The organism is Sphingobacterium sp. 2149, from assembly GCF_031455655.1.
Lineage (GTDB): Bacteria > Bacteroidota > Bacteroidia > Sphingobacteriales > Sphingobacteriaceae > Sphingobacterium.
The window spans coordinates 36,044-62,688 of record NZ_JAVDTD010000006.1; the positions used below are offsets into that span (position 1 = coordinate 36,044).

Consider the following 26,645-nt stretch of genomic DNA (forward strand, 5'->3'; position numbering starts at 1 on the left):
GCCATCTCGTTGAATTGCTTATCAATTGCCACATGCGATTAAATAATTTAAATCAATGGTGGATGGAAAATTGTAAAGGTGGGATTGTACGAATAATCTTGTTTGTACTCTGGATAAGACAAACGAATGTAATCTTCGTTACTTAAGGAAGAAATATCAAAAGAAAAATTGTGGGAGTTGTCAATAAAGACTACGTCAATAATACGGGATTCAAGATTTTTTTGTTCTTTCTCCTCATGTTCGCGCATTTTCTTCATCAACACACACTGCCCACGGCAGGAAAGTGCTTTTTCATTGAAGCGATTCACACATTCATTGCGGGCGATATAATCTCTATTCAATTCAAATACAGACCATAGCCATACATTTGAGAAACTCTGTAAGAGCATCAATGGCAGTAAGATCCATATGAATTGTTTCGCCTTCATGTTTAGTTAATCCGCCAAATATAAAGATGAAAGATGGAATAAGCAAACTTATTTTTCGCAGAGATTTTTAACCCCTTCTATAGATCAATAATCGTACGATATATCAACTATAAGTTAGAATTGTATTAAACCAGATGTAAAGTTGTTACGGAAGAACATAAAGCTAATCTGCATATTTCTTATATTCTCTTGAACTCTAGAACCAAATATCCTTCCTTCAGTAACAGGCGCTGTTCGCTGGGAATAAACTCCAAGATGCTCCCTTCGTCATCATATACAAATGTACGATCGGATTTACAGCGATAAGGAACATACATCTGTCCATTGTCTGATAATTGACCGATCAAATTTATACCATCCGATGAAATCGTAATAGTTTGACTTCTATACTTATATTGATAGTCCCTGCGATCTCGCGATACTGATCTTCGGTCAGGTCTTTGGTTTTATTGAAATCAAGTAAGATGGGGTCTGTGCCGTAAACATATTGAATGAGTGTATTTTGTATTTGACTACGGTTAATATTAAAGGCATTGCACAAAGTGACGATACCCAGCTTTTCTGCAGGAAAATATCAGTAATCCGAGAAATAGTTTTCAATTCTGCCACCGTGAATATACCCTATTGGATTCTTAAAGTTTGCTTTTTTAATCCCCATTCCATATTCACCCTTATTTTCGGGTAGCATCAGCTCAAGGCTTTGCTTTGAAATTAACCTACCCTCAAACAGGCCTGAAAGAAATCTATTAAGTTCTAATGCTGTTGTCGCTATACCACCGCTAGCAGGATGATTGGAAAAATTTACTTTTGAATTTCTAATATACTTATTTTGAATATTATACGACATTGCTTCGTGTTTATTTACATCTGTTTCTGCTGAGAAATAAGTATAGCATAATTTAAGAGGTTTGCATATCTTTTCCTGTAATAACGCTGCATAAGATTTCTGGTATACTTTCTCCAGTATAAAATGCTGAAAGATAGGTTTCCAAAGGGATTTTTTGTCCTTCCACAGACATAAGAATTAAAACAGCCGTATAAGTTTTTGTACTGGATGCAATACGAAATTTTGTATTGCTATCGTTTTTTCTTTTGGAATCAACATCGGCATAGCCTATTAAAGTTGTATAATATAAACTGTCTTTTAGCATTACAGCTACAGTTCCCATCATTTTATTATTTTGAAAAAGATGATCAAAATAGGCATCTAACTTTTCTCGAGCAACCAGTGTCGTATTACCGAGAAAAGCAAATAATACAATAAGCACGGAGATATTCTTAACACATTTTAGCAAATACATATAAAGGATTGATTGAAAGATCTATTTGTATGTTTTCAATTGTCCCACAACTGTATTGGACTTATCTAATTTACGTTAATCATTGATTTATCGGGTAGTCATTGTTTAATATTTTTGATAATAATCTAAGATTGGTGGCTTTACAGTAATCTAATTGACTTGCAAACCGTTGGACAATTAGTAAAAAAATAACGAGAGAAAGATACTTGAAATTTAGACACAATTCAAAGACTTTTAATAAGAGTGAAATGGAAAAAATATTATCTGATTTATTCAGTAATCACCTCGGTATAGACCGCGGTAAATTATGAAGAGAAGCTACATTTGGCTACTCACGATACTATCTTCTTTTGCTACGTATTGTTTTAAAATTTTATCGATCACCAAAATCCAAACTTTCCGTTTTATCGTAAATGATCGTATAAAACTTTTAAATCACATATAAAAAATAACGATCATGAAAATTAAATCAATCTTATGGGCAGCTGCCACTGCAGCAACATTATTGGGAAGCACTTACATGAGCCAAGCTCAAACAAAGGAAAAGACTGTTATGGTGGGTGGTGCACCGATGTATCCTTCCAAAAACATTATTGAGAATGCAGTTAATTCTAAAGTTCATACGACTTTGGTCGCTGCAGTAAAAGCTGCTGGACTTGTGGAAACCTTACAGGGGCCTGGTCCTTTTACAGTTTTGGCTCCTACGAATGACGCTTTTGCTAAAGTACCCAAAGAGACTCTAAATAATTTAATGAAGCCAGAAAACAAGGCTCAATTAACTTCAATATTGACCTATCACGTGATTCCCGGGAAATGGAGCGCTCCGCAGATCGTTCAAGCAATTAAGGTTGGCAAAGGAACTTATGTAACCAAATCAGTGCAAGGTGGCGACCTTAATTTTTGGATGAAAGGGAAAGACGTTTATGTAAAAGACGCAAAAGGTAATAGCGCAAAAGTAACGGTTGCTGACGTCAATCAATCGAATGGGGTAATCCATGTGATAGATGCTGTATTGATGCCTTAAATAGGATGTGCACAAAATCAATTCTTGATAGGAAAAATCCAATGATTTTTTTACCATAGCGGTCTAACGTAAATGAAAGTGTAACGAGCAATGTTGGCATTGCTCGTTCTATTCTTTTGTACCATTCAATGTGTACTGGTTTGGTAGAGTAATCCTTTCTTTAAAATTAATATGCTACATCTTCCCCGCCATAATAGCGCTCTTTTTTTGATTGTAGTACCAGTATATATTTTGAAGACTATGTGTACTGACTTTTGAAAATTGCAGTTCTGTTTGTGCTGATTTCAGAAATTTCTTCAGATTGCTGCCCTTAATGTCATCATACTTGTTTTTATATTCAACATCGTTTAAATAAATATCTTTCCCATTTGTCACGCAGAACCTGAAATAGATCTTCGAGGTTTTTAAGGCAGCTGCTTCGGTTTCATAATTGTAAGCATAAAATCCATAAATATTATTTTTTAAGAACCTCTTCGGAGCTCCATCTCCTTTTTGTACATACATAAAATCTCCATCAAACCAAATTGTCATACGTACGGAGAGCGCTTTTAAAATAATATAACATGTACCTAAGTACATGAGCATGAAAAATATCATGAGCGACAGATGGAATATTGCCTTAAAAAATATATAGTATAAGATACTATAGCATACCAAACATGGAATAATAATGAAAAGGCTCCAACTTGTGGGATAAGGTAAAACCTGGTTGAACGTAAATACATTACTTTTAGCCATCATTAAATATAAAGTATATTTTTTTGGATTCATATGCTTCTAGAAGGAAACTATTTTTCAAGCAAATAATAACTATTTACTTTTTTAATGAAGCAGATTATCCAACTGATCAATTGGCATACAATATAATATCGAATCCTCTAGAGCCTGAACCGTTTCATCATCAAAAGGAATATTTCTATAGGAAATCAATTCTATAGTATCCTTATTGCTAACTTCTTTTTACGAAATTGAATAGGACGACCCCAGAATAGTAACAACCTGCGATTGAGACATCCCCAGTTCAAGTTGCTCCATCTTCGATTTCCTCATTGTGGCAATTCGGGTACCAGAACAAGCAGATAAAAAGACCGTTAAAAGAGCTAAAATGGTTATAAAATTTGTATTCATATTTCTAATATAAGAAATAAAATCGCTAGATTAATGGCTGAATACTTGAATAGTATGGCCATTTCCTTCCAAAGCGTATAATATGAAAATAAAACTCCAATAGAAAAATGAATCTATATATTATCACAGGCGGGCCTGGTGTTGGCAAAACAACATTGGTTGACTTTCTTAATAAAAAGGGCTTTTCAATTGTTCCTGAATCTGCTCGAGCCATCATTAAAGATCAAGTGAATAAAAATGGTGATGGCGTTCCTTGGAAAAACAAATACGTATATGCACAACTGATGTTTAAGGAATCGCTAGAGGCTTATCATCAAATTTTCAATGTTAGTTGCAATAAAACGGTCTTTTTTGATCGTGGACTGGTGGATACATTATGCTACATGAAAATGGAAAATATACCTGTAACTGATGACCAAAATAAAACTGTAAAGGATTCAGTTTATAACAGAAAGGTTTTCATATTACCGCCATGGGCTGAAATTTATGAAACTGATATGGAGCGAAAGCAAAGCTGGGAAGAAGCCGTTAATACTTATTGCAAAATGAAAGATACTTATATCGATCTGGGATATGATGTAATCACAGTTCCAACTGGCTCTGTTGAGAGCAGATATAATTTTGTTTTAAATCACATATAACTTATGTTGGGATGCTATGAACTAATGTACCAGTGAAGCGTCACTCCATTTGGAAATCAAGCTGCCCCAGGGGATAATTCCTCTCTCTTCCTCGTTGGTACAGGATAGCGATAGTAGAGATAACGGCGATTAAGCACGCCGCCGCTACCGTGGCATCTATTGGTCTGATTGCGTCACTTTCAATCAATTTTGTTATTTCCTCAAGTTGAGTCCCACTGGCTTTCATAAACAAAAAAGAATAGTGGATATTTCGTTGCTTCGATTTTTTTCGGATCTTACCGCTTAGCATACTGAATATAAACTTCATCATCCATGGAAACCCCATTTCTTTGGCAAATTCAGCTGTTGGCGGGCCTGAAATAGAAACAAGCTGTCCCTTTGGTTTAAGAATATTGATTGATTTTAGTAGGGTTTTATTATCCTGACTGTTCAAAATATAATCATAATCTTTGAGCTCGTTCTCAAAATCCTGCGTTTTATAGTCGACGACAACATCTGCCCCTACTGATTTAACCAAGTCAAAGTTTTTACGGCTAGTTGTGGTGGCTGTTTTCAGCCCCAGATGCTTAGCCAGCTGGATCGCAAAGGTCCCGACACCGCCAGATTCGGCCTGAATAAAGACTTTTTGCCCTTTTTTCAGGTTTGCTTTTTCAAAGAATGCCTGCCATACTGTCAATCCAACCAGTGGTATAGAAGCCGCTTCTTCCATCGTAATGTTTTTTGGTTTCAGCGCAACATCTGCCTGATCGAAGGCTATAAACTCTGCAAAAGTTCCGATGCTAAATTCTGCCGTACGAGCATAAACTTCATCACCTACCTTGAATTTCGTCACCATTTTTCGCGTTTCAACAACTACACCTGCCAGATCATGACCTAGGACAAGTGGCATTTTGTACGGAATCAATACTTTAAATTCCCATTCTTTATTTTTTAACCCGATCTACACCTTAAAAAATAACTTAAAACACAAATAATAAGACATTTAAATATCTTTAAGTACTCCTTGAGAAGGTAGAATTACTTCGTCCTTAAATGGCAATTAAATTCTATTTTAATCATCTATCAAATACGCCATCATCAATAAAATATAATTCATAAAAATTATTGTTATTATTTAGATTAATTATAAATATATTTGAACCATATCAGATTAGAAAATAGAAACATTACTAGCCATGAAAGTATTTACCAATAGCATAGTGCTAACACAGATCAATTTTGCGAAAGAAATAAAGGATAATAAGAATTTAATAGCCATATTGAGAACAATTGCTTTTATAACATTTTTATTTGTAGCACAGATTTCATTAGCCCAAAAGCTAACAATAAGTGGTCAAGTGAGTACTTCTGACGGGAAACCTGCTCCACAAGTTTCCATCACATTAAAAAACCATAAAAAATCTACCGTAGCTGATGAGACTGGTCAATTTAGGTTTAATAACCTTTCTCCTGGAAATTATACTGTCGTCGCATCTTACGTCGGATTAAAACATCAGGAGCAAGTTGTTTCACTCGCTGAAAATGATATGCGAATTGACTTTGTTCTTTCAGAAGATAGCCGAACGTTACAGGAGATCATCGTGAACGGAAATTTCAAGACAACAAAAAAAGAATCAGAGTTTATATCCCGTATGCCTCTAAAGGATTTAGAGACACCACAAGTCTATAATATCGTTGGTAAGGAAATTATGGAACAGCAGATTACGACAGATTATAAACAATCGTTACGTAATATTGCTGGAGGCGGTGTTGCCTATGGATTTGTCAATAACGGATTTGCTTATACGGTGCTCCGCGGTTTTTGGACTGGTGTGCGGATGCGAAATGGCGTTGCATCCTCAAATTGGTCGGGTATTGATCCTGCCGTTGTTGAACGCTCCGAAGCCATAAAGGGGCCTGCGGGGACATTGTATGGCAACAGTACGACTTCTTTTGGCGGACTTATCAACCTGGTTACAAAGCAACCTTTTGAAACCACTCGAACAGCAATCGATTATACCCTTGGAAGCTACAATCTCCAACGTATTGCGGCGGATGTAAATACGCCGCTCAAAAGCGATAAGTCTGTATTATTTCGCCTAAACGCGGCTTATCAATCTGAAAATACTTTTATGGACTGGGGGTTCAACAAGCGGTACGTTGTGGCACCATCCTTTCTCTTTAAGGTCAATGAAAAGTTGAATATTTCGCTTAATACGGAATTAACAAATGCCAAAATGAGCATGCTTCCTTACATCGATTACAGCGCATTGGGTTTGAAAAACATAAAAGAACTTCCACTCAAACATAATCAATCGCTGGGAAGCAATGATGCTATCTTTGATGGTGGTGGGATAAATATCTTCACAAAAGCAGATTATCAGATTTCGGACAATTGGAAATCCACGACTATCGCTTCCTTAAATAGCAATAACATTAATGAGGGCGTATATACGCGAGCTCGTTTTTTATCGCCTACCCAAGTGGAACGAACAGCAAGCAGTTCGGCAACAGATGAAAATGTCTACCAATTTCAACAATTTTTTAATGGTGATTTTATCTTGGGTGGTCTAAAGAACAAGGTTGTCCTAGGACTCGATGTGTATCATTATAACGCTGTTGATAAGGGATATGTGGGCGAAGAGTATAAAGATGTTATTACGATTGCAGAAGCCTATTCCCCGCTATCGCTAGCAAAAATCAAAGCAAAGCGGGAGACACTGATAAACGGTTATCAGACAACAAAAAGTTCTGTTTATGCAGCATACGCTTCCAGTGTAACCAATTTGACGGATAGATTGTCAATACTTCTCGGACTGCGGGTAGACCGGCTGAACAATAAGGGAACCGCAGTTATGCGGGGTGATTTTAACGGCGGTTATAATCAGACTGCATTATCTCCCAAATTTGGGGCTGTCTATCAATTATTAAAAGATCAGTTTAGTGTGTTTGGAAATTACACCAATGGATTTCAAAATAATGCTCCTGTCAGACAGCCTGATGCAACGCTGTTTAACGTAAAGCCTACTACCGGAAATCAATTGGAATTCGGGCTAAAATCAGATTTGTTTAACAGTAGATTGAGTGCGACAGTCAGTTTCTTTAACATTGCCATCAACAACGCTGTACGGACAAACCAAAAAGGGTATACCTTCCAAGATTCTAAGCAGAAAAGTAAAGGTTATGAGGTCGATCTACAAGCAACTCCTTTTGACGGATTACATATTACTGCCGGATATGGCTATAACAAGAACACTTTCACTAACAAAGATGAAAATGGCCATGATGCTACCAGTAGAAACTACCTGCCGGCTGACTACGGCAATCTGTGGTTGACCTACAAATTTTCAACTGGTATTGCTCAAAACTTTGGATTGGGCGGTGGAACAAATTACGTTGGTGAAATCAATAAGTATACGCTTGATCCAAAAACTGATGCATATTTTCTAACCGACGGAACAGTATTCTATGAGCTTTCTAAAGTAAGATTGGCGCTCAAGATAAACAACATTGGTAACCAAAAAATTTGGGGAATAAATGATAATCCATTACCGACGCGAAACTTTGTAGCATCAGTGAAATATCAATTCTAAAAAAATTAAGGCGCGCAGAAATTTAGCGGGCCTTTTTTAATACGTTATAACGTTACGCCTAAGTCTTAACCTGTATTGTAGGTGCGCTTCAGTAAATTGATAACAGCAGAAAGCATAAAATCTATGGTTTTATTTCTTTGTACATAGGCTGAAATTCTCGATGCCATTTCTCCAATTTGTTATTCTTAAACCGAAACAAATAGAATTCATCATCAAAAGGAACATTTCTATAGGAAATCACCTCTATAGTATCCTTATTATTGCTAACTTCTTTTTGCGATATTGAATAGGATGCACCCAAAATAGTAACAACCTGCGATTTAGACATCCCCAGTTCAAGTTGCTCCATCTTCGATTTCCTCATTGTGGCAATTCGGGTACCAGAGCAAGCAGATAAAAAGGTCGTTAAAAGAGTTAAAATGGTTAAAAATTTAATTTTCATAGACCTAATTTAAGCAATAAAATCATTAGATTAAAGCGAAGTACTCCATTATTGCGGCTATGATATTTAGCTGATCGTAAAATAGCGCTAATGAATAAAAAAGGGGCCATCAAAATAGATGTGCCCCGATAAACTATAAACATTAAAACATTTTTTTATTTGGATCAATATCCAAATATTTCATCAAGAGTTAATTTTTTGACATTTCCCAACCCAGACATCATACCTTCATTTAAGTCCTTTTCATCGCCTATAATGCAGTAGATATACGGTTTATGACTGATATTATCGGTATGGAATGCTTTAAGATCTGAAAATGTCAGCTGAGGAAGCTTCTCAAAAATTATCTTTCTAGCATCTTCTGTAAGTCCACGACGTTGTGCGGCCAAATAACTGGAAAGAATGCCTGCCCCAGTAACCCGTTCACTTGCCAACGATTTTAGTAAATTGGTGCGAATTGATTCTAGTCCTACCTTTGATTCTGGAAGCTCATTCAAAAGCTCATTCATACCGCTAACGGCATCTTTAAACTTATCAGATTGTGTTCCTATATACGCGCCCACCATACCGTGATTTTGCTTCTTTTGAGGCTGTCCATAGTAAGCATAAGTGGTGTAGGCCAAAGCTTTGGATTCACGCAGCGTTTGAAAAACAATACTTCCCATGCCACCTCCAAAATAACCGTTGAAGAAAGCCACTGTAGGTATTTGGTTTTTATCAAATAATCCGGAATTACGAACCCAAAAAACTTCTGCCTGCTTCATCGCATACTGGGCAAACAAGACTTTATTTTCGTTTGTAGGCTTTTCCTCAAATTTCATACCTTTCTCAATCGCAGAATAAGGTAAATCATGTTGTTTTAAAGGTTTCAGATTTTTCACTAGATCAGTCACCTCTTGGGGGCCATAATATAGGATGCGATGTTTGGCATTTGCTAGATGATGTAACACAGCTACGAGTTCAGATGCCTTCAATCCGTCAAGTTCCTGATCGGTATAGGTGTAGTTAAATGGATTTTTGGCGCCATAACGTGCATACGCTTTTAATCCTTCCATGATGGATGCCTTATTCTCCTTGGCATTAGCCCGCGATTTTTTGACGCGTTCAATATATGCTTTGAACGCCCCCTCGTCTACCACGCAATTGTGCATAAGATCGTGCAACAGGGCAATAGATGCTGCGAAATTACTATTCAGCCCTGAAACAGAAACACTACTTTCTTCATTTCCCGAAGAGACCGAAAAGTCTGATGCCAATTTGTAAAATGCCTTACTAAAGTCTTCGCTACTCTTATCTTTGGTGCCCAAAAACTCTAAATATCCCACTGCAAGGCCTAATAATTTATTGTCCCAGCTTCCAAAATCAAAATGATAGGTAAGGCTAAACAACTCATTATTTTTATTTTGAACGGCCAACACTTCTAGATCTTTCAATTTAGCTGTTGACATATCTTTTGAGAAATCAATCCATTTAGGTTTGATATCCTGCTCAGGCATCGCGTTGATCTGCTTCAAAAAGGCAGATTCAACATTTCGGTTAACAGTAATTGGTGTAATGGTCGGTTTGACTACTTTATCCACTTTGCTATCCTGCCCTTTTTGTTTATAGACAGCAACATAGTTGACATCAGACAAATACTTATTAGCGAAACGTATGATATCTTCTTTTGTAATTTTTGATAAACGATCGGTATATCCCAATTCTTTTGCCCAATCAACCTCCGATGTGAAGCCTGACATGAGTTGCTCAGCAGTGCTGGTATAATTATCAAATAACTTGATCTGCGCTTTCTTTTCATTATTCACGATAGAGGTCAACAGATCATCTGAAAATTGGCCTTTTCGTAATTTGTCGAGCTCACTCAGCAATAGGCTCTTCACATCATCAAGGCTCTGACCTGAACTTGGATTCCCTTGAAGAATCAACATGGAATAATCTTTCAAAACATAGGGAAATGCACCTGCACCCAATAACTTTTGCGATTTAACCAGATTCAAATCAATCAATCCTGCGGAGCCATTGGTAAGCACGTTGGCCATAAGATTCAGAATTTGTGCGTCAGGATCGGCAGCCCCTGGAAAACGGAACCCCAGAAGCAGATATTCTGCTGTCGGTCCCATGACAGTTCTAGTAATGGGACTCGTAATAGCCTGTTCCTTATCAAAAGTGTAGGCCGGAACAGCTTTGGGTTTCATGGAGGAAAATGCCTTGTCAATACGTTGAACAACCTCGGTGGGATTAAAATCACCGGACATAATCACCCCCATGTTATTAGGCACATAATACGTATTGTAATATTCGCGTATTGCTTTTAGTGAAGGGTTTTTAAGATGTTCTACAGAACCTAAAACAGTTTGTTTACCATAATTATTTTTTGGAAACATGGCTGCAAAAATAGTTTCAATAGATTTTCTATTGTCGTTATCCAAACTGATATTTTTCTCTTCGTAAACCGATTCCAGTTCAGTATGGAATAAACGCAGTATGGGATTCCTGAAGCGCTCGGCCTGAACTGTCAAATATTTATCGAGCACATTATTAGGAATGTCTTCCACGTATACTGTCTGTTCAAAAGATGTAAACGCATTGGTCCCCTTGGAGCCCATACTACTCATCAGCTTGTCGTACTCATTAGGAATCGCATATTTAGATGCCTCACCGGATACGCGATCAATTTCTTTATAAATCGCCGCCCGTTCATTAGCATCTGTTGTATGATTATACTTTTCATACAGATTGTCAACCTGATCCAACAGTGGTTTTTCTTTCGACCAATCGAGACTACCAAACTTATCGGTACCTTTAAATAGCATATGCTCGAGATAATGCGCCAATCCGGTATGATCTTTAGGATCTGTTTTACTTCCAGCCTTGGTAGCAATGTATGTCTGAATACGGGGCTGTTTGTTATTGACGCTGAGGATAACAGTGAGACCATTTTTTAATGTGTAAAAACGGGTGCGAATAGGGTCGTTAGTCACATACTTATAAGTATATCCACCCTCTGTGGAATCTTTCCATACATATTTGCCTACCTGGGCCTGGATGCCGGTAGTAATGAACAATAGCGAAATGAAGGCTATCGTTTTAAATTTTCGATTCATAACTGGAAGTAATTTTTTAATTGACAACTTAAGGCTACTATCTATACAAGATTATTTACAGCAATAATCGAAAAAAACAACATTAAACACAACGACGAGTTGGCATTACAAGAAAAAGAAGTTAAAACAAGAAAAAAGACAAGAAAATAAACAGAAAAGGTATAAAATATATGTTTACCGCAGCAGTTTTTTCAGTTTGGCTACCCTACCAAAGCACAGAACTCACAGAAAATCAATAGATAAACCGATATTCACACAATACAATATGATCTTTGTATTAAATTCGAGATGAAAAACAAGCAACTAACTTACGACAAATTTATCTTGAAATAAAAATTATCCAAAACTCTGCTTGAGCAGAGTTTTGAAGCTGTTGACGAAGTTCAAAAGGCCTTTATCAACAATAAAAAGTAATTAGAAAAATTATTTGATGTTTCCGAATACACGCTCCAGTTCTTTATGAAGATTGTCACCTCGAAGCCCGGATGCTATTATTTTCCCAGAAGGATCGATCAAGAAGTTCGCGGGTATTGCCTTGATCAAATACGATCGACTGGCAGAATTCTCCCAGCCTTTTAAATCCGAAACTTGCGTCCAAGGGAGCTGGTCTTGTTCTACCGCTTTTAGCCACGCTTCTCGCTTATCATCAACAGAAACAGACAACACCTCCAAGCCCTTTTTATGAAAATCATTGTATGCTTTTACAACATGTGGATTTTCGGCGCGACATGGTACACACCAACTTGCCCAAAAATCAACAAATACGTACTTTCCTCGGTAATCGGAAAGGCGTACGAGCTTTCCATCTTTGTCAGGCTGTACGAAATCAATGGCCATGGTTCCCGGAGCTATTTTCAGACGGCTACGTTGTTCATTAATGTCGGCGTAGATGGTCCGTGCAAGGAAAGATGAACGGAGAACCGAATCCATTTGGCCCAGTTCAGCTTCAAACTTATCCAATCCAGCTTCATCCGGAGGAATAATCATGCTCTTGTATCGCAGCGTCGCAAAACTGTGCGGATTTGCCGCTATCCAATCGTTGATCTCTTTTGTATAAAGTTCCAGCGCGCTCCTATTTGCACTTGTTAAAGCTTGCATCTGAGCGGTATCACGCCGTTTTTCGGCTTCCAAATAAGCTTCCCTAATTTTGTCTCTTCCGGATCGTTTCATAGCTCCATCAAACAGATCCTCATTTTCTTCATGTACCTTAGAACCGGTAATTTTTAAATTTTTCACATATTCATGAGCAGACTTGTCCCAAGTTGCACGCAAGTTAATCTTAGCATTCTCTAAAAATAATTTCATCGTAGCCGGATATTTCCGTCCCGGTACATTGATGTAAATATTTACCATACAAGGCTCGTCTACCCTGCCTCTGAATGTAAACTTTCCGTCCTTCATCAGTACTGAATCGGTATGGAACTCCTGATCTCTGACTATGGAGGAAAGATAAACATATTGCTTTCCCTGAGGCATACTATCAATTTGACCATGAATGATATAATGCTCTTTTTTTTCCTTTTGAGCAAAACCCAAAAAGGGGCACAAAAGTACGATCTGGATTAATATTATCTTTATTTTCATATATGTATTATTAATGATGAGGTTATCTATTATTATTTTTTACTTCCAATTTTCAGTCGCTGGCTCGATTTTCGAAAAAAAATATTGCCAGCCGGACAACATTCTATGTAGCTAAATAGTGCCTAATGTAGTTTCTCCTTCTGATTGGAAGGGCAAAAGCTGTCGATAGTTAATACAAAATAGAGTCCCCTAAAGGATTTTTAGAAGACTCTATTTAATTAACTCTTTCGCGCAAACTCAATCATGGCAGAAAGTTCCTTCACCGCGGTCGCCTCGTCGCCAGAAAAGCCTGATGTTTCGAACCGGATACGTCCCTGTGGATCGATGATTATCTTTGTTGGAATTCCGTCTACTTTGTAGGCTTGCGCTACAGCACTCTCCTTCGTTGATGGATCACGCAGATCCATCAACACTTCGAAATTGTATTTATTGTCAATGACATACTTCTTGGCATTGACCGTAGCATCCCCCCCACCTCGTTCCCAAGTGTGCAAGAACAAAAAGCGAACGTTTTTATCGTCTTTGTATTGATCTACCGCTTTCTGCATAGCTGGAAAGGATGCCTTGCATGGACCGCACCAAGTAGCCCAAAAATCGAGCACGACGACTTTTCCACGTAAATCAGCCAGTCGCACAGTTTTACCGTCTAAATCCTTCAATTCAAAGTCGGGTGCGTCTTTTGATACTAGTTTTTTCATCATTTCGGCTTCAGCATTCGCTATTTTGGTTTTGTCTAACGCAGCTTGATATTCCTCATATCCCTCCGACGATCCTTTTCTTTCGACGTATCCTTTTTGCAACAGATCGACAGTTACAACGCCAGTATGACCTTTGATATACTGTTCTTCGAGATACGGAAGCGCATCTGCATATTTTTTGTTGGCCAGTAGGGCATTTAAATAGGCTCCATCCATAATCTCCAGATTACCCTGCTCCGTCGACGGTTTGAGCATCAACTCTTGCCTCACGGCTGCAACGAGTTGTAAGCTTTCGGCTGCTCTTTCCGCTCTTCCTAAAGCATCGGCATAGCTACTAAGCAAAATATAATATGCCTGCTCTCCTCGACGACGGCGTTCCTTTCGGATCTGCTCGGTATCTCCCAACTCTGGTTTGGAAAGATCGGATCTATGGTAGGCAAGACCATCCTCGAGGTATGGTAGGGCGGCTTGGGGGTTACTCCTGCTCAAAATTTGCGCACAGTTGGATAAAACCCATGCTTTATCCAAATGGTTGCCGTTTCGGTCCAAAGCTCTATCCGCATAAGACGTAGCATATTGGATCATCTTTTCAACATTCCCTTCGGCAGCATAGGCATTGGCCATGTTGTACATATCAAAACTTACAGGAGCATTGGGATACTCCTTCAAAAGCGCTTGAAATTGAAAGTCGCGTTCGGCAAGCGACTTAATGCTATTAATTTCTTTTAACTTCTCCTGAATTGAAAGTTGACCGTTCGGAAAATCTCGCATAACTGCCTGCTGAACCGCGTCTATCTTTTCTTCATTTTTCTGTCCATAGTAATACCAGTACGCCACCATTCTGTCGGCTTCTTCTTTACTTCGCTCCAATTTTTTTAAAGCTGACTGCAATGCTTTGGTATCTTTTATCTCCGTTAAAGCAGCCAGGCGTTCCTGAAGCGTAACTGCTTTTTTATTCTGTGCCTGTGCTGTACACAACAGTGCAACTAGACCTAGTATAATGCTGATTTTTTTCATGATTTTATTTATAACTTATATGGACAATATGGCCAAGATTGCCAAAAACCTTTTTTGGGGTTCCATCAACAAATTGACCTAAATCGTTTATATCAAAAAGGTTAAGGGCGCCAGTAGTACCATCCAAGGTCGCTACGGCAAGCGTTCTACTTGTTTTTTGCTTAATCTCGATGTCTGTAATCGTTTGAGAGCCTGGAAAACTATAGAGTAACTCGGCGGTATTAGCCACTATATTGTATAGATAAATTTTGTTACCTACCGCATAATACATATGCTGAAATAAGCCAGATGCCGCAAACAGTTTCGCCTTGCTAAACTCAGGACAGCGACTATCCAGAACTTTCTGGAACAAACTTGGATCCGAATTATTTATCCCCGTCACATAACGTCCTTCGTTGTCCTCCAATACAAAATAAAACACACCAGAACTATAACTAGTCCTTCCTTTCTCGGCAGCTATCATAGTCTTGCCTACATTTGACATATCCATTATGCTCAAAGTTGTGTTTGAACTATTGGCTGCAGGAGTTATTTCCCGCCCGAAATATGGAATCTCCATAAATCGCTTATACTTGTTGTCGTAAAAGAAAGTTTTTCGGGCGTTTGAAGAAATAACGGCAGGAAACAAGTCGTAATCTCCACCAAGGCCAGGTGTATAAGGCTTTAATATATCGTCGGGGTAAAAACTTCCCATACCAACATGAATTTCACCTTTATTAATGAAATACTGATCTATACCACCTAACCCACTATCCCAAGCTATTCGATCATAACCACTTGGAGACATAAAAACTTCCTGACTTTTGCCCGTCAATTTAAATGTATTTGGATCAAAGCGAAATATTTCTGTTCCAGTAAAGCTGGCTATCGATGCGTATTTGGCCTTATAAGGTATTTGGGTGTAAAACGTCGCCTTTAAGTTTTCTGGAAAGGATAGGTTATTTGCCTGTCCTACCGGATCCGGATAAACCACATCGTCAGCCCGAATAAATGTAAGTTTGCCCTTGCCGCCTTGATTATGAGAAACCAGCCAACCTTCATAAAAAGCACCATTTACATTCAAAAACAGCTGCTTGTTAAATTCCAGACCGTTATCAAGATCGGTTACCGTATATTGAATATTATACTGCTGGGGTGGCAAATTAATGATGGTATCCAAATCCTTTTTATCCGACAATATGTAGATGGCTTCGTTGGTCATTGCTTTCCAGCGATAGGTGTACCGCCCCATTTTCCCCGGTGGCACAGTTAGTGTAACCGGGATATGTATTTTTTCCAGTTGTACCACATCGTATTCGCTCTTGTCCATCAGAATTTTCACTTCACCAATTGGTGTTATATCAAAATCCTGTTCAAACGAGGAGCAGCCCTGCATAAGTAAAGCTATCAGACCAAGTCTTAAGTAGCCTATAGTATATTTTAAAAATCTATTTCCTATCATTGTGTGCTGAATTAAAAAGTTACGCGTTGCCCAAACTCATCGATCAAAGGGCCGTTCGTCGTTTCGTATTTTGCTAAAGCATTGCGTAGAATTACGGGATAAGTATACGATCCATAGGCCCCTATAGCATCATACGAAAAATCGTTGATTCCTAATACGCTAATCATAAAACGTATACGGGTTGCAGAAAAAGAGCCGAAGTAGTATTCCGCATCGTCCCAGTAAACTGGTCTTTCAGGCTTGTTAGACACCCAGATCTTGTACGAATTAATGGCTTTAGTACCATCGATAACCTGTCCAGTACCACCCGGTAAGAAATCGTCGGAGGCTACGACTTCGGCCACGATTCGTAAAGCTTGCGCTTCCATTTTCGGGGTATTGATCAATATGATCGGATAGTTTATGGTAATGGAATCTGCTGGAAGTATTACCTCCGGAAAAAGAAAATCTTCCCCCAATACAGCTGTGGTACCAGCACCTGGTTTAACTTTAATCGCCCTAGCGCTATCGTGCGTTCTGCCCTGTATACGCATTTTGAGGTAAATGGTATCCCGCTCTTTTTTCACCGGGTCAAAAGCAAAAGTGTAACTGGTCGAATCAACATCATACTCACCGATAAAGAATGAAATACGCTCTTCGCCCTCGAACAAGATTGTATCCTGTCTTTTACAGGCCATCAATGCGAACAGTAGTCCAGCAAAAATAAAATATTGTATTGTTTTCATAGGCTTATTGATAAGTAGGATTATACTCCAATTCCACGTCAGGAACAGGCAATTTATAAATAGATAGTGGGACATCAGATGACATAAAAGGCATACGCGTGATTGCTTTTCTCTTCAAATAGAAAAAATATTGTCCTTCGGCATAAAACTCTTTATGATATTCCTTCTGAATTTCGTTCTGTAGCTGTGTATCGGTAACCGACCCGTCTTCTGGTAGCTTATTTACTGCCCTGGCAGAGCGTACGTTGTTCAATTCAACCGCCCCAGATGCCGGACTAGTCGCAGCTTCTGCCAATATATAGTACATTTCCGACAGACGTATAAGTGGTATCAGTTGATCGCGTCGCTGAGACGAGGTCAATCCTTCTCCCGTCACAGGTGTATAAGTCTGCCAAAACTTGGAAGGAAACAATATACTCTGATCTTGTTCGAATAAGTAGAGCCTACGGACATCGGTGGTCGAATTTTCATACAAGGTGTTTATATTGGCCAAAGTACGTGTCAGGCCTCTTCCTGAACTTATATAGAATCTGAAATATTGTTGTGTCCAATTAAGTATATCCCTTGAGCGTAGAGCGAATACAAGCTCCGACATGAACAACCTGTCTTTCGATCCGGCCGCCGCACTAACTGCCGTATTGGAGACAAATTGAAACTTCGCGCCATCGACTACTTCCTGAGCAGCTTTAGCTGCCGCCGGTTTGTCTCCCATATACATGTAAACACGAGCCTCTAATCCTTTGACCCCATAATAATTCAATCGGATACGACGGGTATTCAGGTCGGTATCATCCTCAAAAACCGGGTCGACGGATTTAAGTAGAGCTGCAGCTTCTGCAATATCGCTTAATACCAATTTGCATACCTGCTCCGATGTCCCGGGCACATTGGCAAAAGCATCCACCTTCGTCTCGTAGGGAATAGCCTTTTGTCCTTTTCCAACTTGATACTCGGGACCAAACAAACGGAAAAGATCAAAGTGGATATAAGCCCGCAACGCCAACGCTTCCCCACGGATCAAATTATATCCTTTTGAAGAAAGAACAGATTTGTTAGAAGTTGACTTTTCTATAATTTTATTCAGCCCTGCAATAGCATTATACGAGCTGCTCCAAACCTCACTAAGGATATTTCTGACCTCGTCGCTGTTGTAATTATACGAACGTGTCTCATAATAAGGTGCTGTCGAACTGGATTGGGTATAATTTTGTGCCAAGGCTGATACAAAACCCAGGGAGAGCCGGTCTCCATACATGCTCTGCTTACTGAGTTGGGAGTATACCCCTACTAAAGCCTGTTCAAACCCTATTTCAGAAGCAAACATCTGTTCCTCAGCAACGGAGGATTTAGGTTCAACATCCAGATACTTGCTGCATCCGGAGAGAGACAAAAGAGTCGTTAATGCTAGTAAAAATACATATATTTTCATAATCTCTTCTATTTAGAAACTCGCGCGAAGCGATAGTGAATAATTGCGGGCGAATGGGTTTTCCGTACCCCTTTCGAGCTGGACAGAACTCCACCATATCGGATCATTTGTCAATGCTGTAATAGAAAGGGAATTGAAACCCAATCTTTTTAGAAATGCCTTGCCATAAAAATTATACCCTAAAGATGCAGAGGTCAGTTTCAGGTTATTGTCATCCTGAACGAACCGTGAGGTAGCTTTCGTAGCATTGGGTGTAGCCACGATACGTTTGTAGAGAGACACATCCCCCGGCTTGGACCATCCCAGTTCGTAGGCACGTCGGTCTACATTTTGCGCAACATCCACATTCTCGACCCGGTCTACCAAGGTATAGTTATAGAGTTTCCCACCAAATTGATAGTTAAAGATTAAATTCAGCTCAAACCCTTTATAGATCAGATTAGATCCGAAGTTACCGTTCCATTTCGGCTGCTGTATCCCCACCGGAACCTTGTCTTTAATATCCCAATCGTAAGTAGTTGTCCCATCTTTTTTCAAAAACATTTCAGTACCTGTGGCAGGATCAATTCCTAGGGAGCGCACCGCAAATATCGTATTCATAGACTGGCCCTCTTCCAACAGTACATTCGGGTAAATCTGACCCGCATTTGCCGTATTCAGATCTTCGTTAGCCGTCTTCAACTTGTTGGACAATTTCTTAAGTATGTTTTTATTCGTGAATCCATTTACATTGACCGACCACATTACACCCTTTGCCTTTTGATTGATAATGGCATATCGCGCAGAGAATTCCATACCGGTATTCCGTAGCTCGCCAAGATTTTCCGAATAGCTGCTAAAACCGGTCGAAGGGGCCAGTGTAACCGAAGTTAGAGCATTCCTCGTATCGTCTCTGTAAACCTCCATTCTAAGATCTAAACGTTGATTAAGCAACGATGCATCCATTCCAATATTTAACTTATAGACACTTTGCCAACTAAGATTATAATTTCCTAAATTATTCAGTATAGCTCCGAGCTGGTCGTAATAGGAAGAACCGACACCGAAACTGTACCTAAATTGAGCACCATATGCTGGAATGTTCAGCGATCCGGTGCTTCCGTAATTTGCCCTTAGGCGGAGTTTGTTAATAATGGGGCTATCTTTGAAAAAACGCTCATTATGAATATTCCATCCTAAACCCGCAGACCAGAATGTACCAAAGCGTCTGTCTGTACCAAATTGAGAAGAACCGTCCCGACGTACCGATAGGTCCATGAGATAACGGTTGTCATAGCTATAGTTACCTGAATATACTAGACCGATATTGCGTGTCGTACTTTCATCGCCCGTGGGTCGGCCATTCATCTGGTATTGATTGGCAAACAGCAAATTGTCTAGACGGTCGTACGGAAACCCTTCTGCTACAATCTGGTAAAATTCGCTCGTAGCATTTTTAGCATTGAACCCCAGCATCGAAAAGATTTGACTTTTTCCGAATTGCACATTATAATTGGCCGTGGTCAAACTTTCATAACCAAAAGACTTTCCTGTGCGAGCGGTATAGGATCCGCGACGACTTGGCTCGGCAATAGAGGCAAACCTAGAATCCTGTGCAGAATAAAACTGATCGGCGTCATCGTGCTGCTTTGTGATACTGAAATTAGACTCCACAAATAATCCCGGAATAATATTATAGCGCACAGAGAAATTATTGGTGACACCAAAGTATGCCGATTTATTGACCGAATGTAAGGTCGTATTGTATAAAGGGTTTATCGTCGTATAAGGTGCGTATGATTCGTGATAATAAACTTGTTCTAGCAATAATGGAATATTTCCTTCAGCATCATACGGTGAAAAATAGGGATTAGCTTTCACATAATCGCTAAAATTTCCGTAGGGAGAAACATTAGCCTTATTTTGGAACACACGCAGGGAGTTCATAAAGCGGAACTTATCGACATTGTAACTCAGGTCGACCTGCCCGCTGTAATTATCCCTATCCTGTCCCTTCATTACTCCCTCTTGCAAATCAGCAGTGAACTGCAATCCATAGCGAAAGATTTCATCGCCTCCCTGAACACGTAAGGAAGAACGGTTACTACGGCCAATCTGAGTTGGAATTTTCAACCAGTCAGTGTCTACACCTTCCAGAATATTTTTAAGGTGTGAATTGTACAGTACATCTTTGCCCAATTGACCGACGTTGAAGGTGCTGGTGTAAAAGCCTGCACGCTTTTCGAAATCCAGCTTTTCCCTGGCATTCAACAGATTGTAAACACCTAATTCAGGTGTGGCTATTCTAAAATCGTTTGTAAAGGTTACCTGTACTTTCCCTGCCGCTGGAGGTATCGTGGTAATGACCATGACACCGTTGGCCCCCCTAGAACCGTATATAGCGGTAGCTGAAGCATCTTTCAGCAGTGTAATCGACTTGATCAGATTCATATCGAGATCAACGACACGCTGCAGGTTGACCTGAAATCCATCCAATATAAAAAGGGGTTCATTGGGATTGTTGGAAAGCTCGCCACTGAGGTTCGGAAACGAGTTCTGTCCCCGCATCTGTACGTCTGGAAGGCGATTTATATTCCCACCGAATTGATTACTGGCCACCATTCTAAAGGCTGGATCTATAGCCGATATTGCAGCTAGTACCGAATTGGTATTAATTTTTTTGATTTCCTCACCACTAACGGTTGTAGTGGCTCCGGTAAAACTTTCGGCAGAACGGTTGAATATACCTGTCACGACGACTTCATCCAGCTCCTGGAGGGTGGGCGATAAATGAATGACATAACTGGTCGCCGAAGTTAGCGGCACGGTCTTCTTTTTAAATCCTAAATAAGAGACATCTATTGCTTTGGCATATTCGGGTACCTGGATTATAAACTTTCCATTTTGATCTGTGTTAGCCTTAATTGCCTTATCGGTAAAAGTGAGCGAAACACCGGCCATCTCACGATCTGTGTCTTCGCGGTGTACTACTCCGCTGATTCTGCGCATCTTGGCCTTCTGCTCATCCATCAAAATGATACTGTTATTTTTAAATACGTATACTACACCCGATCGAACATTAAAATATTTGTCCAGCACTTGATACAGCGGTTCATCTTTAAAATTCGCATCAATTCTTTGGAAATGATCGATTTTGGAAGTTAGCGATACAAAATCAAGTCCGCTTTGCTTCCGAAGTTCATTAAGAAGTTCATCTACCGTAATACCCTTCTTTTGAATCGTTATCTTTGGTTGTTGTCCAAAGACATTGGTCACGAAAATAAAGCTGCAAAAAAACAACAGGCAGCATTTATGTCTAGTGTTATTAAAAAATTTCTTCATAAATAGTGTAAGTAAAGACTGGTTAGTTCTTTATAGTTTAGGGTTAAAAATTATTGGTTTTTAAAACCATAACTTTTTATTTATTTGGTAAGTGTCAATCTGTCAAGATAACCTCCTTTCCACGGAATTCGTATTTAACATCATAGGTTTGGGCCAACATATCCAGTACTTCTTTTAGGCTCTTATTTCGGGATATTTGAGCGAGTAATTTTTTGGTTTCTTTATTTCTTTGATAGGTAAACTTTATACCATACCAACGTTCCAGTTCAAGGCAGACTTCATCTAGCGGGGTATTGTCGAAATAAAACACATTGTTTCTCCAAGCCGAACTTTGCTCCATATCTGCAGCAGATATGACAAAGTGCTGATCTACCACAATTTGTTTTGATGGCTCTAGGTGCAGAGGGACTGCTGTGAGTCCCGACACCTGAATAGAGCCTTCATACAAGGTGGTTACGCTTTGCTTCTCATTGCGGAATGCCCTGATGTTGAACTGTGTTCCCAATACCTGAACTATATGCTCCTTCTTAAGCCGATCACCGAGAACATGTACGTTAAACTTTCTATTCTGCGATTTGGCGACATCAAAATAGGCTTCTCCTGATAAATACAAATCCATATCTTCATGCGAGGTATTAATAGGGTAGCGCAACGCTGTGCCTGAATTAAGCAATACCGTGGTACCATCAATCAACCTAACAGAAAAACGTTTACCGTAAGGCACTTTGATTGTATGGTATACCGTGGTACCGGCCATGAGCTGGGAGGTGCTATCTTCGAGTGTATAGCTAATCTGGTTATCGCTACGGGTTATATGAATAGATTTCTCTGCATTGGCAAGTAAAGCAGAGTCCTGCCCTAATAGATTTACACTCCTGTCCTGAGAGAGAAGCAACTGAATTTCTTCAGCAAATTCTTCCGAGGTAGCCTCTGGTTTATTATCTTTCAAAATCTCGTTTACCTCGCGTACTAAATTTAGCTCAGTAATAGCAGGCGGCAAAGCATCCCTGAAAAAGTATAGCGGAATCATTAAAAACACTAATACAGCAGCAGCATACTTCACAAACTGCAATACAACACTATTTCTACGAATAGGTGTTATCGGAGTCTCTTGAGCTATCTGCCTTGCTATCGCTATCCAAACAGAATCCGGAGGCTCTAGCCTGATCTGCTCCTGCTGAAAGGCAGCAACAATCTTCGCTTCAACCTGCTCATTGTCTGTATATTTCAATACCCGCATCAGCACTTTTCGCTCTTCGGCAGTCGCTGTACGATCCAGACAACGTTGTATCAACAAGTCTATATAGCTATCATTATCAATCATAGGGCATATAAAATTGAGGACCGGAAAATTTCAAAACCTGCATCCCTTTATTAGTATGACTTTGGCAGAACACCTTTTGGGGGGGGGAGAATAATTTATTTTTTTTGCAAATAGAAAAAAATGAGCGCTAATGGGAGGTCATTTAGCATTTCGGTCATTGTGGATCTTATTTTTTTAACAGACTCATCCAGATTCCATTTAACAGTTTCGGCCGAGACGTCAAGTATCTTTGCAACTTCTTTACGAGAAAGGCCTTCGATCTTCACCAGTTGGTAAGTGATCCGTTGTTTCGGAGATAGGCACTGTATGGCCTGTTCAAATGCTTTTTCCAACTCCTGGTATTCGATATCATTATAGATCTTGGGGGTGGCGAAGATATCGTGTAGGATAAGGTCGAGAGGCTCTTGTGACGGACTCATTTTCTTAATCTTTGTCAGAAATACATTTTTTGCTACACGATAGATCCATGCATCAAAATTATCGACTTCGATGAGTTTATTCCTATAGTTCCAAAGTCGAATAAAAGTATCCTGCAGGACTTCCTCAGCCATGAATTCGTCGTCACTCAGGTTAAAAATAGTAGAATAGATAGGAGTTTTGTAATCTTCAAAAATAGTACGAAAGGCCTGTTCATCTCCATTAGAAACACGAAGTAATAGTTCGGCAATTTCGTCGATAGGGATGTGACTTTTCATAGGTATTAGATCCTAACTTTGTTTGTAAACCAGTCGTGATAGAAGCACTTGCTCCCCTCTACTGTGCCTACAAATATATAAATAGATTTTTTAAGATGAGCTATGCTACAGTATTCCCCAATAGTTATTTAAAAACAAAAGCTTATAAAATTATTAGCAATCAAAGAAATCTTGACTTCCTTGGAGAACATGGCATCCTTACGGTAATTAGTGATTCTAAGAAAAAACTTTCATAAGTAACTCTAAAACTACACTCAGGTGTAGTTCAATTTAGTATAAACTCCAATATTTTTGATGGATATAACAACCGACACCAAATGAAACGCGCAAAATAAATAAATACCAAACAAGATGCTCTTCCTATTAATCTGTCTACTTTTAAACCGTATTAATTTTTTTTTGCAATGTTTTACTTTAGTAATACGGAAACTCTTGCACGTCTACTAAATACATCTCGCCAGCTCAATTAACTCAAAAATCACTGATATATGAACTGTAAAAACTGCGGAACTACCATTGCTTCAAAATTTTGCCCAGACTGCGGACAGCCAGCGGTTCTCAAAAGAATAGACGCACATTACATTACTCATGAAATTGAGCATGTACTTCATTTTGAAAGGGGTATATTATATACGATCAAAGAACTTATTATCACTCCCGGCCAAAATGTAAAAAAATACATTTCGGAAAATCGAAGTCGGCTAGTCAAACCGATTATATTCATTATTGTGACTTCGTTGATATACTCCATTATCACGCACTTCTTCCATCTTGAAGACAAATATGTCCATTACAACGAAGCTAAGCCATCCACTACAGGAGTACTGTTTGCGTGGGTACAGGGGCATTATGGTTATGCAAACCTCATTATGGGTGTATTTATTGCGGCATGGATTCAGCTATTTTTTAAAAAGTATAATTATAACTTTTTTGAAATATTAATCTTACTATGCTTTGTCATGGGAATGGGCATGCTCATTTATGCCGTATTTTCCATATTGCAAGGTGTCACTCATATGCGTATAGCTAATGTTGGCGGCATTGTAGGGATCGTATATTGCTCTTGGGCAATAGGACAATTCTTCGACGCTAAAAAGGCAGGAAATTACTTTAAAGCACTGGCTGCATATGTTTTAGGATTAATCACATTTTCCGTAATGGTCCTTCTACTGGGTCTAACCATTGATTACATGATCGGTTAAACTGAGGTAATACTATTGTGACAACTATTGGCGGGTGGGTTATTGTTAACAAAGGGTTAGCTCACACTCCGTGGCTTACCTTAATATTTGATTTACTTGCTTATTTAATGGTATTATTCAGCGGATATTTGGAGAAAAAGGTGGCTAAAAAGTAGGTGTAAAAAAACTTTGGTGTAGCGTATGTTTTCAGTTTGTCCGTTTAGATAGTAACGGACAAACTGGACAGCACCCAATCAAAACGTTGCTGTTTAGCCACTAAGTACACAAAGGAGGTAAATATGTCTATGTCGGCGTTAACATAGGTAAATGATGATATTAAGCTTGACTAATACCCTAGCTGCGCTAAACGTCCATACATTTCCACAAAAGCGCATTGATCCAATAGCCACTTAGACGTTTGCTTCTTCTCTAAAGTCCAATCAACATCAAACAGTCCGTATTGATCCCTCATTTTGTACCAAGCCCTGTCAAGGTTTTTAGCGAAAATGTCAAGATAGGTTCTATTAGCATCCTGTTCAAATAAACTAACATACCCTCGCATCATTACGGCATGGAACCATAAATTACTATTCCTTAATATTGGGAAATTTTCCCCATCCCTAGTTTGGAAAAAATAGCTTAAACAGGATTTTGCTAGAACCTGTGCATCAAGGAGATACTTTTTTTCTTTAGTCAGCTTATATAACAATGCCGCTGCTTGCAACATCTGTCCGGAATTATAGGAATACTTGGCCTTACCAATATTTCCATTGAGCTGAATATTATCCCAATACAGGTTATCCGTTGGATCTTGCAGTCCTGCTTTCGTCCACTCATACAGACGTCGCCCCTCATTGAGATATTCTTTGTCTTTTGTTGCCTCAAACAGTTTGAGTGCAAATACTGCTGCAGGAGCGTTCGAACAGGTGTTTTTAGACTCTTTCTTCTGCTCGCACCAATAGATTCCACCGCCAAGCTTTTCATCTTCACCACTTTTCACAAAAGTCCAGATCTCTTCTGCATGCTTCAAGTAATCAATATTTTTTGTCTGCACATAGCTATCGGTAAAATCGATTCCGAGCCAAACGTTGTCATCATAAAACCGGTCTGATGCCGGAGCAGAATTGATATAGGACGCATAACCAACAGGCTCCCTGGAATGATCCCTATATTCCATTAATCCCGGCAGCACGCGCTGGTCCAGGATCTTTTGATAAAGAGCTTTGTTCTTCGGGAGCTCCATCAATGTATTTACAGCGGAAAAGCTTCCCGAGAATGGCCATAGGTAGGCATATTTCTTTTGCCCGGCTGCCTGTTCGGGATTATCAAGATAGTCTGCTTTAAAGCTTTCGTCATATGGAAATTTCTCCGTTAACAGATGGTTGTTCGCATTTCCATATTTAGCATAAATAACAGTTAAAGTCTCTTGGGCTCTTTCAGCAGACTGTCCTTTGCTGCGCTGTGCATTGCTGGTAAGATAGCATAAGCCTGACAGTAATACAGTGGTCGTTATTTTAGTAATTTGTTTCATCTGCATATAATTCTTTAAGAAGCCCTCGGAACCTGTTGGATCACGAAGGCTTCTTTGTA

21 protein-coding genes are annotated in these 26,645 nt (G+C 39.2%); 4 read left to right on the forward strand and 17 right to left on the reverse strand.

What is annotated here, in order from left to right; translation table 11 throughout:
* Positions 1-47 precede the first annotated feature (47 nt).
* The 4 genes from J2X77_RS10030 to J2X77_RS10045 all read right to left on the reverse strand — a co-directional run bounded on the left by J2X77_RS10030 (position 48) and on the right by J2X77_RS10045 (position 1,696).
* Positions 48-428 (reverse strand): hypothetical protein, encoded by a 381-nt coding sequence (locus J2X77_RS10030; RefSeq protein WP_209578039.1) that lies wholly within the window; start codon positions 426-428, stop codon positions 48-50.
* A 179-nt stretch (positions 429-607) separates the two neighbouring features.
* On the reverse strand, positions 608-775 hold the full coding sequence (locus J2X77_RS10035; protein ID WP_209578038.1) for a hypothetical protein: 168 nt from the start codon (positions 773-775) through the stop codon (positions 608-610).
* A gap of 227 nt (positions 776-1,002) precedes the next feature.
* Positions 1,003-1,443, reverse strand: coding sequence for a serine hydrolase (locus J2X77_RS10040; RefSeq protein WP_209578085.1), 441 nt, complete (start codon positions 1,441-1,443; stop codon positions 1,003-1,005).
* A complete protein-coding gene (locus J2X77_RS10045) occupies positions 1,328-1,696 on the reverse strand; it encodes a serine hydrolase (protein ID WP_209578037.1) in 369 nt (122 codons plus the stop codon). Before J2X77_RS10045 ends, J2X77_RS10040 begins: the two co-directional genes overlap by 116 nt.
* Before the next feature lie 490 nt (positions 1,697-2,186).
* On the opposite strand from J2X77_RS10045, the gene J2X77_RS10050 reads away from it, so the two are divergent.
* Positions 2,187-2,753 carry a fasciclin domain-containing protein gene (locus tag J2X77_RS10050; protein ID WP_209578036.1) on the forward strand — a complete coding sequence of 189 codons (567 nt, stop codon included), beginning with the start codon at positions 2,187-2,189 and terminating at the stop codon, positions 2,751-2,753.
* A gap of 174 nt (positions 2,754-2,927) precedes the next feature.
* Here the strand turns inward: J2X77_RS10050 and J2X77_RS10055 are convergent, their stop codons facing one another.
* Positions 2,928-3,284, reverse strand: a complete 357-nt coding sequence (locus tag J2X77_RS10055) for a hypothetical protein (RefSeq protein ID WP_209578035.1) — start codon at positions 3,282-3,284, stop codon at positions 2,928-2,930.
* A 704-nt stretch (positions 3,285-3,988) separates the two neighbouring features.
* Here J2X77_RS10055 and J2X77_RS10060 point away from each other — a divergent pair.
* Positions 3,989-4,522, forward strand: coding sequence for an AAA family ATPase (locus J2X77_RS10060; RefSeq protein ID WP_209578034.1), 534 nt, complete (start codon positions 3,989-3,991; stop codon positions 4,520-4,522).
* A 40-nt stretch (positions 4,523-4,562) separates the two neighbouring features.
* Here the strand turns inward: J2X77_RS10060 and J2X77_RS10065 are convergent, their stop codons facing one another.
* A complete protein-coding gene (locus J2X77_RS10065) occupies positions 4,563-5,411 on the reverse strand; it encodes an NADP-dependent oxidoreductase (protein ID WP_310080577.1) in 849 nt (282 codons plus the stop codon).
* 286 nt (positions 5,412-5,697) lie between these two features.
* Between J2X77_RS10065 and J2X77_RS10070 the strand changes: the two genes are divergently transcribed.
* Positions 5,698-8,094, forward strand: coding sequence for a TonB-dependent receptor (locus J2X77_RS10070; RefSeq protein WP_310080579.1), 2,397 nt, complete (start codon positions 5,698-5,700; stop codon positions 8,092-8,094).
* 121 nt (positions 8,095-8,215) lie between these two features.
* Here the strand turns inward: J2X77_RS10070 and J2X77_RS10075 are convergent, their stop codons facing one another.
* The 10 genes from J2X77_RS10075 to J2X77_RS10120 form a co-directional block, all read right to left on the reverse strand.
* A complete protein-coding gene (locus J2X77_RS10075) occupies positions 8,216-8,458 on the reverse strand; it encodes a hypothetical protein (RefSeq protein WP_209578031.1) in 243 nt (80 codons plus the stop codon).
* 242 nt (positions 8,459-8,700) lie between these two features.
* Positions 8,701-11,640, reverse strand: a complete 2,940-nt coding sequence (locus tag J2X77_RS10080) for an insulinase family protein (RefSeq protein ID WP_310080581.1) — start codon at positions 11,638-11,640, stop codon at positions 8,701-8,703.
* A gap of 423 nt (positions 11,641-12,063) precedes the next feature.
* Positions 12,064-13,224, reverse strand: coding sequence for a TlpA disulfide reductase family protein (locus tag J2X77_RS10085; RefSeq protein ID WP_307185405.1), 1,161 nt, complete (start codon positions 13,222-13,224; stop codon positions 12,064-12,066).
* Between the two features lie 218 nt (positions 13,225-13,442).
* Positions 13,443-14,939 carry a TlpA disulfide reductase family protein gene (locus J2X77_RS10090; protein WP_307185404.1) on the reverse strand — a complete coding sequence of 499 codons (1,497 nt, stop codon included), beginning with the start codon at positions 14,937-14,939 and terminating at the stop codon, positions 13,443-13,445.
* Between the two features lie 4 nt (positions 14,940-14,943).
* Positions 14,944-16,380 carry a PKD-like family lipoprotein gene (locus J2X77_RS10095; protein WP_307185403.1) on the reverse strand — a complete coding sequence of 479 codons (1,437 nt, stop codon included), beginning with the start codon at positions 16,378-16,380 and terminating at the stop codon, positions 14,944-14,946.
* 11 nt (positions 16,381-16,391) lie between these two features.
* Positions 16,392-17,105, reverse strand: a complete 714-nt coding sequence (locus J2X77_RS10100) for a DUF4843 domain-containing protein (RefSeq protein ID WP_310080586.1) — start codon at positions 17,103-17,105, stop codon at positions 16,392-16,394.
* A gap of 4 nt (positions 17,106-17,109) precedes the next feature.
* On the reverse strand, positions 17,110-18,534 hold the full coding sequence (locus J2X77_RS10105; protein ID WP_310080587.1) for a RagB/SusD family nutrient uptake outer membrane protein: 1,425 nt from the start codon (positions 18,532-18,534) through the stop codon (positions 17,110-17,112).
* 12 nt (positions 18,535-18,546) lie between these two features.
* Complete coding sequence (locus J2X77_RS10110; RefSeq protein WP_310080589.1) at positions 18,547-21,855, reverse strand: SusC/RagA family TonB-linked outer membrane protein; 3,309 nt, start codon at positions 21,853-21,855, stop codon at positions 18,547-18,549.
* A gap of 94 nt (positions 21,856-21,949) precedes the next feature.
* Complete coding sequence (locus J2X77_RS10115; RefSeq protein WP_310080591.1) at positions 21,950-23,179, reverse strand: FecR domain-containing protein; 1,230 nt, start codon at positions 23,177-23,179, stop codon at positions 21,950-21,952.
* Positions 23,180-23,274: 95 nt separating this feature from the next.
* Positions 23,275-23,874, reverse strand: coding sequence for an RNA polymerase sigma factor (locus tag J2X77_RS10120; protein WP_310080593.1), 600 nt, complete (start codon positions 23,872-23,874; stop codon positions 23,275-23,277).
* 488 nt (positions 23,875-24,362) lie between these two features.
* On the opposite strand from J2X77_RS10120, the gene J2X77_RS10125 reads away from it, so the two are divergent.
* A complete protein-coding gene (locus J2X77_RS10125; protein WP_293884857.1) occupies positions 24,363-25,076 on the forward strand; it encodes a DUF3667 domain-containing protein in 714 nt (237 codons plus the stop codon).
* Positions 25,077-25,401: 325 nt separating this feature from the next.
* Here the strand turns inward: J2X77_RS10125 and J2X77_RS10130 are convergent, their stop codons facing one another.
* Entirely contained in the window at positions 25,402-26,586 is a 1,185-nt protein-coding gene (locus J2X77_RS10130; protein ID WP_310080595.1) for a glycoside hydrolase family 76 protein, read from the reverse strand.
* Positions 26,587-26,645 lie beyond the last annotated feature (59 nt).

Excerpts from the sequence above, each read along its gene's own strand:
- J2X77_RS10030 (WP_209578039.1), bottom strand. The coding sequence starts at position 428 with ATGAAGGCGAAACAATTCATATGGATCTTACTGCCATTGATGCTCTTA.
- J2X77_RS10050 (WP_209578036.1), top strand. The coding sequence starts at position 2,187 with ATGAAAATTAAATCAATCTTATGGGCAGCTGCCACTGCAGCAACATTA.
- J2X77_RS10055 (WP_209578035.1), bottom strand. The coding sequence starts at position 3,284 with ATGACAATTTGGTTTGATGGAGATTTTATGTATGTACAAAAAGGAGAT.
- J2X77_RS10060 (WP_209578034.1), top strand. The coding sequence starts at position 3,989 with ATGAATCTATATATTATCACAGGCGGGCCTGGTGTTGGCAAAACAACA.
- J2X77_RS10065 (WP_310080577.1), bottom strand. The coding sequence starts at position 5,411 with ATGCCACTTGTCCTAGGTCATGATCTGGCAGGTGTAGTTGTTGAAACG.
- J2X77_RS10070 (WP_310080579.1), top strand. The coding sequence starts at position 5,698 with ATGAAAGTATTTACCAATAGCATAGTGCTAACACAGATCAATTTTGCG.
- J2X77_RS10075 (WP_209578031.1), bottom strand. The coding sequence starts at position 8,458 with ATGAGGAAATCGAAGATGGAGCAACTTGAACTGGGGATGTCTAAATCG.
- J2X77_RS10080 (WP_310080581.1), bottom strand. The coding sequence starts at position 11,640 with ATGAATCGAAAATTTAAAACGATAGCCTTCATTTCGCTATTGTTCATT.
- J2X77_RS10085 (WP_307185405.1), bottom strand. The coding sequence starts at position 13,224 with ATGAAAATAAAGATAATATTAATCCAGATCGTACTTTTGTGCCCCTTT.
- J2X77_RS10090 (WP_307185404.1), bottom strand. The coding sequence starts at position 14,939 with ATGAAAAAAATCAGCATTATACTAGGTCTAGTTGCACTGTTGTGTACA.
- J2X77_RS10095 (WP_307185403.1), bottom strand. The coding sequence starts at position 16,380 with ATGATAGGAAATAGATTTTTAAAATATACTATAGGCTACTTAAGACTT.
- J2X77_RS10100 (WP_310080586.1), bottom strand. The coding sequence starts at position 17,105 with ATGAAAACAATACAATATTTTATTTTTGCTGGACTACTGTTCGCATTG.
- J2X77_RS10105 (WP_310080587.1), bottom strand. The coding sequence starts at position 18,534 with ATGAAAATATATGTATTTTTACTAGCATTAACGACTCTTTTGTCTCTC.
- J2X77_RS10110 (WP_310080589.1), bottom strand. The coding sequence starts at position 21,855 with ATGAAGAAATTTTTTAATAACACTAGACATAAATGCTGCCTGTTGTTT.
- J2X77_RS10115 (WP_310080591.1), bottom strand. The coding sequence starts at position 23,179 with ATGATTGATAATGATAGCTATATAGACTTGTTGATACAACGTTGTCTG.
- J2X77_RS10120 (WP_310080593.1), bottom strand. The coding sequence starts at position 23,874 with ATGAAAAGTCACATCCCTATCGACGAAATTGCCGAACTATTACTTCGT.
- J2X77_RS10125 (WP_293884857.1), top strand. The coding sequence starts at position 24,363 with ATGAACTGTAAAAACTGCGGAACTACCATTGCTTCAAAATTTTGCCCA.
- J2X77_RS10130 (WP_310080595.1), bottom strand. The coding sequence starts at position 26,586 with ATGAAACAAATTACTAAAATAACGACCACTGTATTACTGTCAGGCTTA.